The sequence below is a fragment of the Amycolatopsis roodepoortensis genome, from assembly GCF_024628825.1.
In the GTDB taxonomy this organism is placed as follows: Bacteria; Actinomycetota; Actinomycetes; order Mycobacteriales; family Pseudonocardiaceae; genus Amycolatopsis; species Amycolatopsis roodepoortensis.
The window spans coordinates 3903643-3920821 of record NZ_CP102415.1 but is presented as its reverse complement, the minus strand read 5'-3'; the positions used below and the strand labels follow the sequence as shown (position 1 = coordinate 3920821).

The 17179-nt window shown below is 69.1% G+C and carries 19 protein-coding genes; 3 read left to right on the top strand and 16 right to left on the bottom strand.

The annotated features are described in order from the left end of the window. Positions 1 to 55: 55 nt before the first annotated feature. Entirely contained in the window at positions 56 to 1519 is a 1464-nt protein-coding gene (locus tag NQK81_RS18275; protein ID WP_257489130.1) for a benzaldehyde dehydrogenase, read from the top strand. A 33-nt stretch (positions 1520 to 1552) separates the two neighbouring features. On the opposite strand, the gene NQK81_RS18270 is transcribed toward NQK81_RS18275, so the two are convergent. The 6 genes from NQK81_RS18270 to NQK81_RS18245 form a co-directional block, all read right to left on the bottom strand. After that, positions 1553 to 2083, bottom strand: a complete 531-nt coding sequence (locus tag NQK81_RS18270; RefSeq protein WP_126735215.1) for a GNAT family N-acetyltransferase — start codon at positions 2081 to 2083, stop codon at positions 1553 to 1555. A gap of 29 nt (positions 2084 to 2112) precedes the next feature. Beyond that, positions 2113 to 2409 carry a cold-shock protein gene (locus NQK81_RS18265; protein ID WP_257489129.1) on the bottom strand — a complete coding sequence of 99 codons (297 nt, stop codon included), beginning with the start codon at positions 2407 to 2409 and terminating at the stop codon, positions 2113 to 2115. Between the two features lie 37 nt (positions 2410 to 2446). Next, positions 2447 to 2821 carry a DUF1707 SHOCT-like domain-containing protein gene (locus NQK81_RS18260; protein ID WP_192746941.1) on the bottom strand — a complete coding sequence of 125 codons (375 nt, stop codon included), beginning with the start codon at positions 2819 to 2821 and terminating at the stop codon, positions 2447 to 2449. A gap of 41 nt (positions 2822 to 2862) precedes the next feature. Next, positions 2863 to 3327, bottom strand: a complete 465-nt coding sequence (locus NQK81_RS18255) for a DUF1707 SHOCT-like domain-containing protein (protein ID WP_126735213.1) — start codon at positions 3325 to 3327, stop codon at positions 2863 to 2865. A 317-nt stretch (positions 3328 to 3644) separates the two neighbouring features. Further along, positions 3645 to 5435 (bottom strand): acetyl/propionyl/methylcrotonyl-CoA carboxylase subunit alpha, encoded by a 1791-nt coding sequence (locus NQK81_RS18250; protein ID WP_257489128.1) that lies wholly within the window; start codon positions 5433 to 5435, stop codon positions 3645 to 3647. A gap of 108 nt (positions 5436 to 5543) precedes the next feature. Next, positions 5544 to 5828, bottom strand: coding sequence for an SAV_915 family protein (locus tag NQK81_RS18245; RefSeq protein ID WP_126735211.1), 285 nt, complete (start codon positions 5826 to 5828; stop codon positions 5544 to 5546). A gap of 83 nt (positions 5829 to 5911) precedes the next feature. Between NQK81_RS18245 and NQK81_RS18240 the strand changes: the two genes are divergently transcribed. Further along, positions 5912 to 6595: a hypothetical protein gene (locus NQK81_RS18240; RefSeq protein ID WP_257489786.1), complete on the top strand. Its 684-nt coding sequence runs from the start codon at positions 5912 to 5914 to the stop codon at positions 6593 to 6595. Between the two features lie 145 nt (positions 6596 to 6740). Here NQK81_RS18240 and NQK81_RS18235 read toward each other — a convergent pair whose 3' ends face one another. Both NQK81_RS18235 and NQK81_RS18230 read right to left on the bottom strand, forming a co-directional pair. Beyond that, a complete protein-coding gene (locus NQK81_RS18235) occupies positions 6741 to 8102 on the bottom strand; it encodes a dicarboxylate/amino acid:cation symporter (protein WP_257489127.1) in 1362 nt (453 codons plus the stop codon). A gap of 100 nt (positions 8103 to 8202) precedes the next feature. Beyond that, positions 8203 to 8829, bottom strand: coding sequence for a Maf family protein (locus NQK81_RS18230; RefSeq protein WP_257489126.1), 627 nt, complete (start codon positions 8827 to 8829; stop codon positions 8203 to 8205). Between the two features lie 167 nt (positions 8830 to 8996). On the opposite strand from NQK81_RS18230, the gene NQK81_RS18225 reads away from it, so the two are divergent. Beyond that, positions 8997 to 10802: a glycoside hydrolase family 3 protein gene (locus tag NQK81_RS18225; RefSeq protein ID WP_257489125.1), complete on the top strand. Its 1806-nt coding sequence runs from the start codon at positions 8997 to 8999 to the stop codon at positions 10800 to 10802. 41 nt (positions 10803 to 10843) lie between these two features. On the opposite strand, the gene NQK81_RS18220 is transcribed toward NQK81_RS18225, so the two are convergent. The 8 genes from NQK81_RS18220 to NQK81_RS18185 all read right to left on the bottom strand — a co-directional run bounded on the left by NQK81_RS18220 (position 10844) and on the right by NQK81_RS18185 (position 17149). Continuing rightward, complete coding sequence (locus NQK81_RS18220) at positions 10844 to 11167, bottom strand: hypothetical protein (RefSeq protein WP_192746675.1); 324 nt, start codon at positions 11165 to 11167, stop codon at positions 10844 to 10846. Next, positions 11164 to 11370, bottom strand: coding sequence for a DUF397 domain-containing protein (locus NQK81_RS18215; protein WP_126735206.1), 207 nt, complete (start codon positions 11368 to 11370; stop codon positions 11164 to 11166). The genes NQK81_RS18220 and NQK81_RS18215 overlap by 4 nt, the downstream gene beginning before the upstream one ends. A gap of 197 nt (positions 11371 to 11567) precedes the next feature. Continuing rightward, the gene (locus NQK81_RS18210) at positions 11568 to 12401 is read right to left on the bottom strand and encodes a helix-turn-helix domain-containing protein (protein ID WP_257489124.1); all 834 of its coding nucleotides are present in this window, start codon (positions 12399 to 12401) and stop codon (positions 11568 to 11570) included. A 63-nt stretch (positions 12402 to 12464) separates the two neighbouring features. Continuing rightward, positions 12465 to 12683 carry an acyl-CoA carboxylase subunit epsilon gene (locus NQK81_RS18205; RefSeq protein ID WP_016331339.1) on the bottom strand — a complete coding sequence of 73 codons (219 nt, stop codon included), beginning with the start codon at positions 12681 to 12683 and terminating at the stop codon, positions 12465 to 12467. Beyond that, the gene (locus NQK81_RS18200) at positions 12680 to 14317 is read right to left on the bottom strand and encodes an acyl-CoA carboxylase subunit beta (protein WP_126735203.1); all 1638 of its coding nucleotides are present in this window, start codon (positions 14315 to 14317) and stop codon (positions 12680 to 12682) included. Before NQK81_RS18200 ends, NQK81_RS18205 begins: the two co-directional genes overlap by 4 nt. Before the next feature lie 179 nt (positions 14318 to 14496). Beyond that, entirely contained in the window at positions 14497 to 15162 is a 666-nt protein-coding gene (locus NQK81_RS18195; protein ID WP_257489123.1) for a response regulator, read from the bottom strand. After that, positions 15159 to 16310: a sensor histidine kinase gene (locus tag NQK81_RS18190; protein WP_126735201.1), complete on the bottom strand. Its 1152-nt coding sequence runs from the start codon at positions 16308 to 16310 to the stop codon at positions 15159 to 15161. Before NQK81_RS18190 ends, NQK81_RS18195 begins: the two co-directional genes overlap by 4 nt. Before the next feature lie 68 nt (positions 16311 to 16378). Then, a complete protein-coding gene (locus NQK81_RS18185; RefSeq protein ID WP_257489122.1) occupies positions 16379 to 17149 on the bottom strand; it encodes an NAD(P)H-dependent oxidoreductase in 771 nt (256 codons plus the stop codon). Between the last annotated feature and the right edge of the window lie 30 nt (positions 17150 to 17179).

Genomic DNA, 17179 nt, shown 5'->3' with positions numbered 1-17179 from the left:
ACGTCGATCGCGGCCGCGGGCTCCTTGATCAGGCACAGATACGGAAGGCGGCCCTGTGGTGTTTCTCGACTCGGCGACGTGGACGGACCGGATCTTCGCCGGAGGTTCCTGGGTGCCCGGGACCGGTGGCATCCGCGACGTCACGGAGCCCGCGACCGGAGCGGTGCTGGGAAGCGTGGGGATCGCCTCGGCCGAAGACGCCGCGAAAGCGGCGGAGACGGCGGCCGAGGCGCAGCGGGCCTGGGCGGCGACGTCACACGTCCAGCGAGCCGCCGTCCTGCGCAAAGCCGCGCGGCTGTGGTCCGAGCACGCCGACGAGATCAGCTGGTGGAACGTCCGCGAGGTTGGCGCCGTGCCGGGTGTCGCGGGCTTTTCGCTGCACGTCGCGGAGCAGGAGTGCTACGAAGCGGCGGCTCTGCCCGGACGCCCGTACGGCGAGCTCCTGCCGAGTGAGGAGCCGCGTCTTTCGATGGCGCGCCGCGTCCCGGCCGGGGTCGTCACGGTGATCTCGCCGTTCAACATGCCGATCATCCTCGGCATCCGTTCTGTCGCCCCGGCGCTCGCGCTGGGGAACGCGGTCATCCTGAAGCCGGACCCGCGCACCGCCGTCACCGGCGGCGTGGTCCTCGCGCGGATCTTCGAGGAAGCCGGCCTGCCGCCGGGGGTGCTGCAGATGCTGCCGGGCGGCGCCGACGTCGGCGAGACGCTGGTGACGCATCCTGCGGTCCGGGTCATCTCGTTCACCGGGTCGACCGGCGCCGGGCGCAAGGTCGGCGAACTCGCCGGGAAGCACCTGAAGCGGGCACATCTCGAACTGGGCGGGAACTCCGCGCTCATCGTGCTCGACGACGCGGACGTCGACGAAGCCGCCGGAGTCGCCGCGTTCGGCTCCTTCTTCCACCAGGGCCAGATCTGCATGACCACCGGGCGGCATCTGGTGCACGAGCGGCTCTACGACGACTTCGTCGAGCGGCTGGCGGCGAAGGCGGCCGCGTTGCGGGTGGGCGACCCGGCGCGGGAGGAGGTCGCGCTCGGGCCGATCATCGACGCCGGGCAGCGGGACAAGATCCACGAGCTGGTCACCGCCAGCGTCTCGGCGGGGGCGCGGGTCGCCGCCGGCGCCGAGTACGACCGGCTGTTCTACGCCGCGACGGTGCTCGCCGACGTGCCACCGACGGCGCCCGCCGTGGCCGAGGAGATCTTCGGCCCGGTCGCGCCGGTCGTGCGGTTCTCCGACGCGGAGGAGGCCGTCCGCCTCGCGACGGCGAGCGAGTACGGGCTCTCGCTGGGGATCGTCACGCGCGATGTCCTCAAAGGACTGGAGCTCGCCGACCGCGTCCCGACCGGGATCGTGCACATCAACGACCAGACGGTCAGCGACGAGGCGAACAGCCCCTTCGGCGGCGTCGCCGCTTCGGGTACCGGAAGCCGCTTCGGCGGCGCGGCGGCGAACATCGAGGCGTTCACCGAGACCCGCTGGGTCACCGTCCGGAACCCGCCGCCCACCTACCCCTTCTGACGGGCGGATCGCGTTTAGCCCGCTAAACGCAGGTCAGGCGGTGCGGCGCCAGCGGATGAGGCGTTCCCCGGTCGGGGCCGGGTCGAGTTCGGGCCCGACCAGGGTGAACCCGCATTTGCGGGCGACCGAGGCGGACACCTCGTTGGTCTCCTCGTAGCGGTAGCTGACTTCACGCAGGCCGAGCCCGCCGAAACCGAAACGCAGGGCCGCGTTGAGCGCGGTGCTCGCGATCCCCTTGCCCCGCGACGCCGCGCGCACCCAGACCGACGCCTCGGCGTACCCGGCGTCCAGATCGAGGTCCCGCAGTCCGACCTCGCCCAGCAGATCCCCGGTCGTCGGCTCGGCCACCGCCCAGGAACAGCGCTCGTCACCCGCCCACTGGGCGGCGCGCAGCGCGACGTACTCGGTCGCCTCGTCGAGGTCCCGCAAGCGGTAGTTCAGCACGTACTTGCGGTGCGTCGGGTCGGCGAAGGCCGCGACCAGCGCCGGACGGTCGTCGAGGGCCTTGTCCGCCCGAAGTTGCCGCAGGTAGTACTCACCCGCGTTGATCTCCACCGGTTCCACCCTTCGAGGGTAACCACCCCGGCCGGAGATCAAGGTTCGTAGGGCCACGGGCCGCTGAGCGGGGTCACGCGGGTCGCCATCGGTCCGCTCGGGCCCTGCTCGATCGCGAACGACACGCGCTGACCGGCGTTGAGATCCTTGAAGCCCCGCATCTGGATCTCGGAGTAGTGAACGGGGATCTCCTCCGGGCCGGCGGGCGGTGCCGTCGAGTTCCGGCGGCCGCGCCACCAGCGCCGACGTGGGACCGGGGGAGTGGCCCAGCCGTCCGGTCTGACGGCACCCACGCCTTTCTCCGAGTCGAACCAGAGGACGATCCCCTCGGCCATGACGATTCCTCCGAAGCTCGGCGGTGAGGCTTCCGGATCAGCGGCGGCGGCTCATGATCAGCGCGACCGCCAGCGGCAACAGGAACACCAGGAAGGTCCCACGGGTGAAGAAGAACAGTGCGATCGCGACCGCGGCGGCGATCGGCACCGCGCTGGCCGTCAGCCATTTGGACGGCTGGACCTCGTTCTTCGCGGACGCCTGCGCGACGCCGGGCATCGGAGGCAGGGGGAGCAGCGCGCTCGGGCGGGGCGAGGGCAGGTCCGTGAACAGCGGTTCGAGCTCGCTGACCATCCTCGCCGCGCTGACCTTCGCCGACCGCGAGCCGAACTCGTCGAGGTCGAGTCTGCCGGTGCGGACGTGCTCTTCCAGCGCTTCGAGCGCGTCTTGGCGTTCGGCGTCGCTCAGCCGCATGTCCGGTCTCTCGGCACTCACGTCCCGAGTCTACGGCCGGATCAGCCGTCGAGTTCCCGTCGGCGCTGCTTCCCGAGCTTCTTGTGGGAGTTCTCCCAGCCCTTGCCCCAGATGCCCTCGCCGACGGCGCTGATCCCGATCGGGACGAGGATGAACCACCAGGTGATGCCGGTGGTGATGATGACCGCGATGGTGGCGATGAACAGGATCGGCAGGAGCGCGCCCATGACGCGCTGTAGCGGGGAGATACCCGCCCAGGGTGATGCCGGTTTCTCCGGTTCAGCGACGGCGGTCCCGGGCGTGTCGTAGCGCGGATGCGGTTCGGGCAGGTCGGCGAAGATCTCGGACAGCTCGCCGCGCGTCTTGGCGGTGGTGACCCGGGCGGACCGCTCGCCGAACTCGTCGATGTCGATCCTGCCGACGCTCATGTGCTCGCCGAGCGCGGTCAGCGCGGACTCGCGATCCTGATCACTGATCCGCAGCCGCGGAGACGGAACCTCGCTCACCCTTTCGAGAATAGGCCGGGTGAGGCCCGGTCAACCACGATATTCGTCAGGCTTTTCGCCTCGGCGCGAACGTGCTGTCGCGGGTCGCGCCATGCCCTCCACCCTGGTCACGCGTTCGGGAATCGGACGGAACGAGAAACTAGGGTCGCGTCGGCGGCCGGGATCGCGGTCGCCGCGCCGTCAAGATCTGGGGCACGGTGCGATCCGCACGTTCGACTCGAACGGACCGAAGCCCGGCACCGAATGGCGGCGGCTGAGGCGTCCACTGCTGACCCGGCGCTCCCGGTGAGTCCACAGTGGACTCACCGGGAACGTGGTCAGTCCTTCAGCTCGAACAGCTGGGTGCCCTGCGTCACCGCGGCGCCGACCTCGACCGAAAGGCCGGTCACGGTGCCCGCCTTGTGCGCGGTGACCGGGTTCTCCATCTTCATCGCTTCGAGCACGACGACCAGTTCGCCCGCTTCGACCTGCTGGCCCTCTTCGACGGCGACCTTGACGATGGTGCCCTGCATGGGCGCGGTGACCGCGTCGCCGCTCACCGCCGCCTTGGTGCCGCCCGCGCGCTTGCGCGGCTTGGCCTTGACGGCCGTCCCGCCGCCACCGCCGGCGTCGAGCGAGAAACCACCGGGGAGCGACACTTCGAGACGGCGGCCGCCGACCTCGACGACGACGTTCTGCCGGGGCGGCTCTTCGGTCTCGGCGGCTTCCGGTGCCACGAACGGCTCGATGGTGTTCTCGAACTCGGTCTCGATCCAGCGGGTGTGCACGCTGAACCCGTTCTCGTCGCCGACGAAGGCCGGGTCTTCCACGATCACGCGGTGGAACGGCAGGACCGTCGCCATCCCGTCGGCGACCATCTCGGCCAGCGCGCGGCGGCTGCGCTCGAGCGCGTTCTGCCGGTCCGAGCCGGTGACGATCAGCTTCGCGAGCATCGAGTCGAACTGGCCGCCGATCACGCTGCCGGACTCGACACCCGAGTCGACGCGGACGCCGGGGCCGCTCGGCGCGACGAACTTCGTCACGGTGCCGGGCGCGGGCAGGAAGCCGCGGCCGGCGTCCTCGCCGTTGATGCGGAACTCGATCGAGTGGCCGCGGGGCTCCGGGTCCTCGGTGATGCGCAGCTTCTCGCCGCGCGCGATGCAGAACATCTCGCGCACGAGGTCGAGGCCCGTGGTCTCCTCGGACACCGGGTGCTCGACCTGGAGCCGCGTGTTGACCTCGAGGAACGAGATCGTGCCGTCGACGGCGACGAGGTACTCGACGGTCCCGGCGCCGTAGTAGCCGGCTTCCTTGCAGATCGCCTTCGCGGATTCGTGGATGCGCTTGCGCTGCTCGTCGGTCAGGTACGGGGCGGGCGCCTCCTCGACCAGCTTCTGGTGGCGGCGCTGCAGCGAACAGTCACGGGTGCCGACGACGATGGCGTTGCCGTGCTGGTCGGCGAGGACCTGCGCCTCGACGTGACGCGGCTTGTCCAGGTAGCGCTCGACGAAGCATTCGCCGCGGCCGAAGGCGGAGACCGCCTCGCGCGTCGCGGATTCGAAGAGCTCCGGGATCTCTTCTCGGGTGCGGGCGACCTTCAGCCCGCGGCCGCCACCGCCGAACGCCGCCTTGATCGCGACCGGCAGGCCGTGCTCGTCGGCGAAGGCGACGATCTCGTCGGCGTTCGCGACGGGGTCCTTCGTACCGGGCACGAGCGGGGCACCGGCGCGGAGCGCGATGTGGCGCGCGGTGACCTTGTCGCCGAGGTCGCGGATGGACTGCGGGCTCGGCCCGATCCAGGTCAGCCCGGCGTCGATCACGGCCTGGGCGAAGTCCGCGTTCTCGGAAAGGAACCCGTAGCCGGGGTGGACCGAGTCCGCGCCCGACCGCTTGGCGGCGTCGAGCAGCTTGTCGAAGACGAGGTAGCTCTCGGCCGCGGTGGTGCCGCCGAGGGCGAAGGCCTCGTCCGCGAGACGGACATGGGGTGCGTCACGGTCCGGGTCGGCGTAGACGGCCACGCTGGTCAGCCCGGCGTCCTTCGCCGCCCTGATCACCCGTACCGCGATCTCCCCGCGGTTCGCGATCAGGATCTTGGTCACCGGACCACCTGTGCCGGCCTGCTCGGTCACGCCGTACCTCCTGCGTTCGCACGTCGGGCCGCCCCGATGCGGCTCCGCAGCAGTTTACGGAAGTTCGCGCCCCGATTAGTGAGAGCAAGGCCACCCAGTGACCTTTGTTTATACCAGCGCGGAGCGGTGCCGCAGTTCTTCCGGAAGGTCGGAATCGAGCACGATCAGGTCGTACGGCTGGGCCTGGTGGACCCGGCCGAGGTGCTCGGATTTGACCAGCGCCCACGGCTGATGCGGACCGCAGCACTCGACCAGCCGCTGCACGGAACTGAAGGCGATCAGCGCCATCCGGCCGTCCTTGGTCGCGCGGAGTTCGATCTCCGCGCTCGTGAAGTCCTTCGGCTTCTTCGCCGTCGGGAGGAACAGTGCGCTGGGCAGTGCGGGGTTCGTCACAGGAACAACATAGACGTGCACTCTGCGCTAGATCACTTACGCTCTCGGATATGCGGACTCAGGAAGCGGGGGCGCCGCGATCCGTGCTGCTCACCGCGCTGCTGGCGGTGGTGGTGACGGCGGGCGTGATCGTGGCCGTCGTCCTGCTCCGGCCCGCCGCGCCGACCCCCGCCGGCGACCCCGGCGTGCCTCCGGTGTCCGACGGTGTCCCGAGCGCGCCCGGCGTCAACTGCGGCGCGGCGGCCTGCCGGGAGATCGGCGCGATGACCGTCGGCGGGCTGCCCGTCGTGCTCCTGGCCGACGACGCGGGCAAACAGGGGGTGCTCCGGATCGGGGCGGACTCCGTGTACCCGCTGATGCTCAACGACCGGGGGGTCACCCTGAAGGGCGATTCTCTGCGCTGCGTCGACGGCGCGACGCCGGTGTGCCTGGTGCGCGGCGGCGTGGGCGGTGGTTCGGCGGGCGAGTTGTTCGTCGCGCGCGGTGGGATCTGGCGGGACACCGGGAAGCCCTATTTCTCCGACGCCGGGACGGTCGCCCTGAACGACGTGACCGCCGACGGGATCGCGGACGTCATCGTCGTGCGGCACGAATGCCCGGGCGCGCAGTCCGGCTCGGCGCGGTGCCAGGCGGCGCCCGTGCTCGCGGAGGTCTACGACGTCGCGCGCGGCTCGGTGGGCTGCACGCGCCGGTACACCGCGCCGTCGGAGCTTCGGGGATGGCCGGATGTGCGGCTGACGAAGGCGGATCTGCGGGCCTGCCCCTGAGGGGGAGCAAGGGACCTTTGCTACCACTTCTGGCGGGAGAAACCCACACAGTCACCGCCCCGCCTGCGAAAGAGCCCAAGCGCGTGAAGGCCCCCTTCCCTCGGCTCAGCCGAGGGAAGGGGGCCTTCACGCGCTCAAAGAGGCGTCACGCACCCGCGGTGGCAGGCTCCTTCGCGGAAGTAGCCGCTTCGCCGTCAGCAGTAGGCGAAGGGTCCGTAGGCGAGTTGAGCACGTCGTCGTCCAGCAGGCCTTCGCCCCGGGCGACGACCACCGGCACGACGATCTGGCCGGCGACGTTGGTCGCGGTCCGCATCATGTCCATGATCGGGTTCACCGAGTAGATCAGCGCGATCCCGAGCGCCACCTGCTGCGCGTCGAGCCCGATGAACGCGGTGGTCAGGGTCAGCGCGGTCAGCCAGCCGGTGGTGCCCGCGGTGGCCAGCGCGCCGAGCACGGCGACCACGACGATCCCGACGTACTGCCAGATGTTCAGCGAGACACCGGAGAGGTTCGCGATGAAGATGGCGCCGATCGCGGGGAACACCGCGGCGCAGCCGTCCATCTTCGTGGCGCTGCCCAGCGGAGTCGCGAAGGCGGCGTACGCGGGCTGGACGCCCAGGTTCACGGCGGACTGCCGGGTGAGGGGCAGCGTCGCGGCCGAAGACTGCGAAGCGAACGCGAACTGGATCGCCGTGCCCGCCTTCGAGAAGAACTTCAGCGGGCTGACCTTCGCCACGAACTGCAGCAGGATCGGGTAGACCACGAACAGGACCAGCAAGCAGCCGACGTACACCGCGAGCGTGGTGGTGAACAGCGGCCGGAACAGGGCGTCACCGTAGTTCGAGACCGCGGCGCCGATCAGGCCGATGATGCCGATCGGGGCGAGCCGGACGATCCAGCCGAGGTAGCGCTGGATGATCTCGAAGACGCTGGTGGTGAAGTCGACGAACGGCTTGGCCTTGTCGCCGAGGCTGTAGGCGGCCGCGCCGATGAGCACGGCGAGGAACAGCACCTGCAGCGTCTCGCCCTCGGTGAAGGCGGTGAAGAAGTTCTTGGGCAGCAGGCCTTCGACGAAAGCGCTCCAGGAACCCCAGTTCTCGGTGCTCTTGGCGGCCTTGTCCGCGTTCTTCGCCGTCGCGGCCACCCCCTCGCCGAGACCGCCGCTGCCCGGGTTGAACAGCTTGGCGACGGCGATGCCGATCAGCGACGCGATGAACGACGTGATCGCGAACCACAGGACGGTCTTGCCGCCCAGCCGCGCGGCCTTCCTGCCGCCGCCGAGATTGCGCAGGCTGTTGATGCCGACCACGATCGCCGTGAAGACCAGCGGGATCACCGCGATCTGCAGCAGCGTCGTGAAGATGGTGCCGATCTGGTCGAGCAGGTCGGTCAGCCAGCTCGCCTCGGTCGTCCTGGCGAGCACGCCGAGCAGGGCGCCCACGACGAGCGAGCCGAGGACCGCCGCCGCGAAGACCTTTGGCCTTGTATAGGTCCGAATGAAAGACACGGGGCGACTCCGGTGCGTGAAGGTTTCCTGATTTCCCGAACGTGAAGAACGTTCGGCGAGGCAGGACTCTTCCGGATCACCCGTTCGTGTGGGAGTCGTCTCAGGATGCGGGACGCGTCCACAGATCGATGACGCTCACGCCGACCTCGGCCAGCAAACGCCGGGTCAGCGGCAGGCTGATCCCGATGACGCTCGAGAAGTCGCCGTCGATTCCCTCGATGAACCAGCCGCCGAGCCCGTCGAGGGTGAATCCGCCCGCCACCTGAAGCGGCTCCCCGGACGCGATGTACGCCTCGATCTCTTCTTGTGAAGGTGTGCCGAAGCGAACAGTGGTGCCTTCGGTTCCGGACATTTCTTTCGTTTTCACGCCGTTTTCGACGCGGATGATCGCGTGGCCGGTCAGGAGTTCTCCGGTTTTGCCCGCCATCGCCGCCCAGCGTTCGCGCGCGGCCTCCGGCGTGATCGGTTTCCCGACCATTTCGCCGTTGATCGACAGCATCGAATCGCAGCCCACGATGACCATGTCGCCGTGGCCGCCGAGCGCCTCGAAAACCGCTTCGGCCTTCGCGGCGGCGAGCGCGCGGACCAGCTCCTCGGGAGCCGGATCGGTCAGGGACGCGGCGACCGCGTCCTCGTCGACGCCGGACACGACGACGCTCGGGTCGAAGCCGGCGGAACGCAGGACGCCGAGGCGGGCGGGGGACTGGGACGCGAGAACGAAACGCACCTGACGAAAGGTACTCGACGGCCCGCTGTTGCCTAATTGTGACCTGGGACACCCGGACGTGGAGCTAGTTTGTTGTGGCGCGCAACATATGGATTGTTCGAGCTACGGAGGAACCAATGTCGTCCCGCCTCCGCGTCAGAAGATCACTTCGCACGACGCAAACCACAGTGCTCGCAGGACTGCTCCTCGCCGGTTCGGCCCTGGCCCCGGTGGCATCGGCCGCCCCTGGACCGGTCTACAAGAATCCCCACGCTTCGACGTCCGCGCGGGTGAACGACCTGCTCAAGCGGATGAGTCTCGACGACAAGATCGGCCAGATGACCCAGGCCGAACGCGGCGCGGTCACTCCCGAACAGGCCGCCGCGCTCAAGCTGGGGTCCTTGCTTTCCGGCGGTGGCTCGGTGCCCGCCAGCAACACACCGAACGGGTGGGCCGACATGGTCGACTCGTACCAGAAGGCCGCGATCTCGACACCGCTCGGGATTCCCACGCTCTACGGCGTCGACGCGGTGCACGGCCACAACAACGTCTACGGCGCGACGATCTTCCCGCACAACATCGGCCTCGGTGCGGCCGGCAATCCGCGCCTCGTCGAGAAGATCGGCCGCGCGACGGCGCTGGAAGTCGCGGGAACCGGTCCGCAGTGGGACTTTTCGCCGTGCCTGTGCGTCGCCCGTGACGATCGCTGGGGCCGGACCTACGAATCCTTCGGCGAATCCCCGCGCGACGCCATCGCCAACGCGTCGGCCATCACCGGCCTCCAAGGGCGCAGGCTCGGCGAGAAACCGGGATCGGTGCTCGCGACGGCGAAGCACTACATCGGCGACGGCGGCACGACGAACGGCATCGACCAGGGCAATACCGAGGTCAGCGAACGCGAACTGCGCCAGATCCACCTGCCGCCGTTCCGCGAGGCGATCGACCGCGGCGTCGGCTCGGTGATGATCTCGTTCTCCAGCTTCCAAGGTGTGCGCATGCACGCCCACAAGTACCTCATCACCGACGTCCTCAAGCGAGAACTGCGGTTCTCCGGCCTGGTGATTTCGGACTACAACGCGATCAACCAGATCGACGGCAAGGAAGGCTTCACTCCCGAAGAGGTGCGGCTCTCGGTCAACGCGGGTATCGACATGTTCATGGTCCCGTGGGACGCGCCGCAGTTCATCTCCTATCTCAAGGCGGAAGTCGAAGCGGGCCGTGTTCCGCGCGACCGGATCGACGACGCGAACCGCCGCATCCTGGCGGAGAAGTTCAAGCTCGGCCTGTTCGAGCACCCGTACACCGACCGTTCGCTCCAGAAGACGTTCGGCAGCAAGGAACATCGTGAACTGGCCCGGCAGGCCGTCCGCGAATCCCAGGTGCTGCTGAAGAACGACGGTGTGCTGCCACTGGCGAAGAAGAACAACAAGATCTTCGTCGCGGGCAAGAACGCGCACGACATCGGCAACCAGGCGGGTGGCTGGACGCTCACCTGGCAAGGGCAGAGCGGCCCGGTGATCCCGGGCACGACCATCCTCGACGGCATCAAGTCGGGGGCGGGGAAGGGAACCACGGTGACCTATGACCGTGCGGGTAACGGAATCGACGGCAGCTACCAGGTCGCCCTCGCCGTGGTGGGCGAAACGCCGTACGCGGAAGGACAGGGAGACCGGCCGAACGGCTTCGGACTCGACGCGGAAGACCTCGCCACGATCGCCAAGCTGAAGGCTTCCGGGGTCCCGGTCGTCGTGGTGACCGTTTCGGGGCGGCCGCTCGACATCGCCGCGCAGCTGCCGCAGTTCGACGGGCTCCTCGCCGCCTGGCTCCCGGGCAGCGAAGGCGCCGGTGTCGCGGATGTCCTTTACGGCGACTACAACCCGACCGGGAAGCTGACGTTCAGCTGGCCGGCCAGTGCGGCGCAGGAACCGGTGAACGTCGGTGACGGCAAGAAGGCGCTGTACCCGTACGGCTACGGCCTGCGGTACCGCCGGTAGGCCTCGTGAGTGGTAAGGACGGTTCTAACCGTCCTTACCACTCACGAGGTCAGGGGTCTCGGCCCGATTTCGCGTTCGACGAAGCGGTGGTACTCGATGGCCGCGATCGACTTCTCGAGCTGTTCGAACGTCGGCGCGGGGAGCGCGCCGTTGAAGACGATCGTCAGGCTCTTCCTCGGGATGTTGATGACGTACGGATCGACGTCGAGTTCCTCGCAGTGGCTCCGCAGGACGGCCGTCCAGTGGTCGAGGTCCTCGTCCTCGCCGAGGTGCTCCCACCGCGCGACGATCCAGTTGCCGTTGATCAGCTGGCCCGCCATCTCCCGCGGATCGTGGACCATGTACGGCTCGGCGACGTCGTTCATCGTCCGAGGTGCTCGAGGAGCGCGGCGAAGGACTCGGCCGGGAGCACCAGGATCGGCCGGATCTCGTCCGGCATCGCCCACTGCTTGGTGTCGCGGATCCCGACCAGGCCGGGTGCGGCGCCGACCTCGACGCAGGCGTTCTCTTCCCAGTGCGTGTAGGTCGACTTGTGCCAGCCGGTCATGTTCTCGTGCCAGGTGGTCATCGGAGGCCCTTTCCCCAGTGACTGTTTCGGCAAGTAGACGGGTTGCGCGGCAGCAAGGTTGGCGAGATCGGGTGATCTGCGCCCGCTGGTCGGTGAACGGCTTCGGTGATCGCGTTCGGCGCACGAAAAGGCGCCTTCACCGACAACTGCTTTACTCACGATGCACTCTCGGAGTGCATAACGCAAAGGGTCTTAGGTCACCGAAGTGAATCGGCCGCGAGCTGTCGGTAGTCGGCGGCGATCCGCGTCAGATGAGAGCAGGCGACATCGCCGTAGGTCGCGTAGTGCTCGACTTCGGTGAAGTTCTCCTCGTAGTCGGCCACTTCGCGTTCGTCCGTGACGAGCGCCGTGGCCGTCTGGGTGCCGAGGAGCACCGCGCGCGAGTCGTAGATGTCGAAACCGTGGAGGACCGGGACCGAAACCGGGGTGGTCCACGGGATCACGCCCAGGCGCACCCGGCCGCGCCGGGACACCTCGACGAGGTGATCGAGCTGGGCCAGCATCGTCGCCGCGCCGCCCATGTTCCACCGCAGGGCGCCTTCGGTGAGCACGAAGTGGAACTCGCGGTTCGAGTCGAGGATCCGCTGGCGCTCCAGCCTGGCCTCCACTGTCTGGTCGCGTTCGCCGTCAGGCAGCGAATCACCGAACAGGGCGGTGATGTAGTCGCGGGTCTGGAGCAGGCCGAACACGATGGTCGGCTGGAAACTCCGGATACGGGCGGACGCCGTCTCGATCTTGCCGATGCGCTGCTGCATCCGCCAGGCACCGCGCTGGAGGACGACGCGGGCGGACGACGCCTCCTCACGGAGGTCCCGCGTGATCGCGACGAGCGCCCGCCGGACCTTCGCGGGCGCGCCGTAGACGCGGCACAGCGCGACGACCTGGTCCTCCGTCGGCATGAACGCGCCGGTTTCGACCCGCGAGACCTTCGACTGACTGAGGCCGGTGAGCCTGGCCGCTTCGGTACCGGTCAACCCGGCGGCTTTGCGCAGACGGCGCAATTCGGTGGAGAGCTGGTCCTGGTTCGTCACGCACGGCTTTCCAGTGGGCGATCGCGGTCGGCGGATCCGTCACGATAGCCCGCGGAGCCGCTTTCAGCGAGGCAGCGCCGAAGCCCGCCAAGCCCCTTCGCCGGGCGCGAGCGGCGCCCGTACGAGCGAAGCCTTGTCCGCCCACCAGGAATCCCGTTTCGGGGCCGGTTCCGGCGCCCGCGCACCGGCCGCCGCCGCGACGACGGCGGTCAGCGCGGCGAGCTCGGCGTCGTCCGGGTTGCCCCGGACGACGCGCAGCAGCGGGGTTTCGGGCGCGGTCACAGCGGGATGTTCCCGTGCTTCTTGGGCGGCAGCGTCTCCCGTTTGCCTTGGAGCAGCGAGAGCGCCTTCGCGATGTGGCCGCGGGTGTGCGCGGGCACGATCACCGAGTCGACGTAGCCGCGTTCGGCCGCCGCGTACGGGTTCAGGAGCGTGTCCTCGTACTCCTGGATCAGCTCGGCGCGCAGCGCGTCGACGTCCTTGCCGTCGGCGGCGGCCGCGGCGAGGGTCTTGCGGTGCACGATGTTCGCCGCGCCCTGCGCGCCCATGACCGCGACCTGCGCCGTCGGCCAGGCCAGGTTGATGTCCGCGCCGAGATGCTTCGAACCCATGACGTCGTACGCGCCGCCGTACGCCTTGCGGGTGATGACGGTGACGAGCGGGACGGTCGCTTCGGCGTAGGCGTAGATCAGCTTCGCGCCGCGCCGGATGATGCCGTTCCACTCCTGGTCGGTGCCGGGCAGGAAGCCGGGGACGTCGACGAAGGTCAGCACCGGGATGTTGAACGCGTCGCAGGTGCGCACGAACCGCGCGGCCTTCTCGGACGCGTCGATGTCGAGGCAGCCGGCGAACTGGGTCGGCTGGTTCGCCACGATGCCGACGCTGCGCCCGTCCACCCGGCCGAAGCCGACCAGGATGTTGGGCGCGAACAGCTCGTGGACCTCGAGGAAGTCGCCGTCGTCGACGATGCGGGTGATGACCTCGTGCATGTCGTACGGCTGGTTCGGCGAGTCCGGGATCAGCGTGTCGAGTTCGCGGTCGGACTCGGTGACGTCGTCGAAGAATCCACCGGGCGCGGAGCCGGTCTCGAAGAGCGGCGCCTCGGACAGGTTGTTCGCCGGGAGGAACGAGAGCAGTTCCTTGACGTAGGCGATCGCGTCCTCGTCGTCGGAACCGAGGTAGTGCGCGTTGCCCGAACGGGTGTTGTGCGTGCGCCCGCCGCCGAGCTCCTCGAAGGAGACCTCTTCACCCGTCACGGTCTTCACGACGTCGGGACCGGTGATGAACATGTGCGAGGTCTTGTCGACCATCACCACGAAGTCGGTCAGCGCGGGGGAGTAGACGTGCCCGCCCGCGTTGGCGCCCATGATCAGCGAGATCTGCGGGATGACGCCGGACGCCTTGACGTTGCGGTTGAAGATCTCGCCGTACAGCCCGAGCGAGACGACGCCTTCCTGGATCCGCGCGCCACCGCCCTCGTTGATGCCGATGATCGGGCGGCCGGTCTTGATCGCCAGGTCCATCACCTTGACGATCTTCTCGCCGTACACCTCACCGAGTGAACCGCCGAAGACCGTGACGTCCTGGCTGAACACGCACACCGGACGCCCGTCGACGGTGCCGTAGCCGGTGACGACGCCGTCGCCGTAGGGCCGGTTCTTCTCCTGGCCGAAGTTCACCGAGCGGTGCTTCGCGAGCTCGTCGAGTTCGACGAAGGAGCCCTCGTCCAGCAGCAGGTCGATCCGCTCGCGGGCGGTCTTCTTGCCCTTGGCGTGCTGTTTCTCCACCGCCCTCGCGGAACCCGCGTGGACCGCCTCGTCATACCGGCGGTACAGGTCGGCCAGCTTGCCGGCCGTGGTGTGGATGTCCGGTTCGTCCTCGGGCGGCGTCCCGAGCGGCTCCGTCGCACTGCTCATGAAAGCGCAGCCTAGCTACTCGACGGTCACTTCGCGTGTGGCGTAGGCAACGTCCGTGGCTGGACGGAGGCGCGTGCGGGGGCCGATGGGTCAAGTTGGTCGTGAGTGGCGTTTCGGGTTCTAACCCGAAACGCCACTCACGACCAACTTGACCCACGCGGTACCGGCGACGCACCTGGTCACTGGACGGAGGCGCGTACCAGCCCCGATTCGTACGCCGCGATCACCAGCTGCGCACGGTCGCGCGCCGCGAGTTTGTGCAGGAGGTGACCGATGTGCGTCTTCACCGTCGCCAGTCCGAGGTGCAGGGTCCCGGCGATCTCGTCGTTCGACAGGCCGCGCGCGATCAGGCTCAGGACCTCGCGTTCGCGCGTGGTGATGTTGTCCAGCGAAGCCGCCACGCGCTGACCGGGGTCGGGCAGCCGCGCGAACTCGGCGATGAGCCTTCGCGTGATCGAAGGGGCGAGCAGACCTTCGCCCGCCGCGACGACGCGGATCGCGCTCAGCAGTTCGGCGGGCGGGGTGTCCTTCAGCAGGAATCCGCTCGCGCCCGCGCGCAACGCCGAATAGACGTAGGCGTCGAGGTCGAACGTGGTCAGCATCAGCACGTGGACGCCTTCGGTGGTGGCCGACGCGCAGATCCGCCGGGTCGCTTCGATCCCGTCCAGCTCGGGCATGCGGACGTCCATCAGCACGACGTCGGGGCGTTCCTTCTCGGCGAGTTCCGCGGCCTCCGCGCCGTCGCTCGCCTCCCCGACGACTTCGAGGTCCGGCGCGCTGTCGACGAGCACGCGGAAGCTGCCCCGCAGCAACGCCTGGTCGTCGGCGATCAGTACGCGGATCATCGTGTCCCCACTTCCTTGGCGGCGTACGGCAACCGCGCGAACACCCGGAATCCCCCGGCGGGCAACGGGCCCGCTTCGAAGTCACCACCGTAGACGGCGACGCGTTCGCGCATGCCGATCAAGCCGTGCCCGCCCGCGGCGGGCGGCGAGACCTCGCCGCGCCCGTCGTCGACGATCTCGACGCTGACCTCGCCGGGGCCTTCGGTGATCGTGACCCGGCAGGCCGACGGTCCCGCGTGCTTCACGACGTTGGTCACCGCCTCCTGCGTGATGCGGTAGACCGAAAGCGCGACACCTTCGGGCAGGTCGTCCACCGCCTCGCCGGACAGCTCGACGCGCACCCCGGCCTGTCCGGCGCGTTCGGCCAGGGTCCGCAGGTCGGCGAGTTTCGGCGCGGGGCCGAGCGCGGCCTCGGGGGTCCCGTCACCGGAACGAAGGACGCCGAGCATCCGCCGGAGTTCGACGAGCGTCTCGCGGCTGGTGAGTTCGATGACCCGCAACGCTTCGCGGGCTTCTTCCGGCTGTTCCTTCGCGACGTGGTTGCCGACGGCCGCCTTGACCGCGATCAGGCTCATGCTGTGCGCGACGACGTCGTGCATCTCGCGCGCGATCCGCAGCCGTTCGTCGGAAACCGCCTGATCGGCTTGGGTTTCCGCGAGCTGGGCCAGGTTCGCGCGCCGTTGCCGCGTCATCCAGCCCAGCGCCCACGAGCCCGCCACCCCGCCGCCCGCGAAGGCCGTCGACGCGATCGTGTTCGGCCCGAGCCGCAGGAACTCGAAGATCATGACGACGACCAGGCCGAGACCCATCGCGATCAGCGAGCGGGCGCGCGGGTGTTCCAGCGCCACCGTGTACAGGGTGCAGGCGGTGGCCAGGAGCGCGGCCGGGCCCAGCCCGTTTCCGGCGAGCAGGGCGGGGACCAGGCTGCCGAGGCCGAGGCCGTAGGCGACCAGGGGCCGATGGCGCCGCAGCGCGATCGCGATCCCGCTGGCGGCCACCGTCGCCCAGGCGAGCCACATCGGGATGGGGACGAGGAACGTCCAGGTCCGCGCCCCCAGGTTCCCGCCGACCGCCACGACGAGCACCAGCGCGAGGAGCGCGTCGATCGCGTACGCCACCCGTTGGGGGAGCGCCGACGGCTGTTTCATACGGCGAACTTAACCGGACGGGCGGTGCGTGCGCGTCCGTCCGGCGGAGGTCAACCCCAGGGTGGAGATCAGCGGGACAGATGGACGCCGATCCCGCCGCGCCCCGGCGCGAGCTCCGGGCGCAGGACCAGATCGTCGTCGTAATCGCCCCCGTTCTGGTGGCGGAACGGAATCGGTTCCTGAGTGGACAGTGTCCGCAGTCGTTCGCGCAGCGACGCGGCGGCGGCTTCGTAGTGCTCGGGCGAGACGCGGTCGGCGCCGCAGATCGTCAGCGGGGGAAGGACGGACATGCCCGCGTACCAGAGTGTCCCGTGCTGCAACGGGAACAGCAGATCGCCGATTTCGCCGTTCACCCCGCGCGGGCCGATCGTGGCCTCCGGCGCGCCCGCGGTCAGCACGACCATGGCGCGTTTCCCGGCCAGCGCTCCCTCGCCGTAGCGCGCCGTCCGGCCGTCGGGACGCTGGACGCCGTAAGCGAAACCCTTGACGAAGACGCGGTCGAACCACCCCTTGAGGATGGCGGGCATTCCGTACCACCACAGCGGGAACTGGACGATCACGGTGTCCGCCCACGCCAGTTTTTCGTGCTCGGCGCGGATGTCCTCGCCGAGTTCGCCGGTCTCGAAGGCGTTCTTCGACGTCGAGCCGACGATGAGCCGGTCCGGGGAAGCTGCCCGGCCGAAGTCGTCGGCGTCGACCACGGCCTTCCACTTCATCGCGTACAGATCGGATTCCCGGACGTCGGCGCCCTGCGCCCGGAGGGCGCGCAACCCCTCGTCGCGCAACGAGCCGCTGAGGGAGCGGGGTTCCGGATGGGCGTAGATCCACAGCACGTTCATGACCCCACCGTCGCGCGTTCTCCCGGCCGG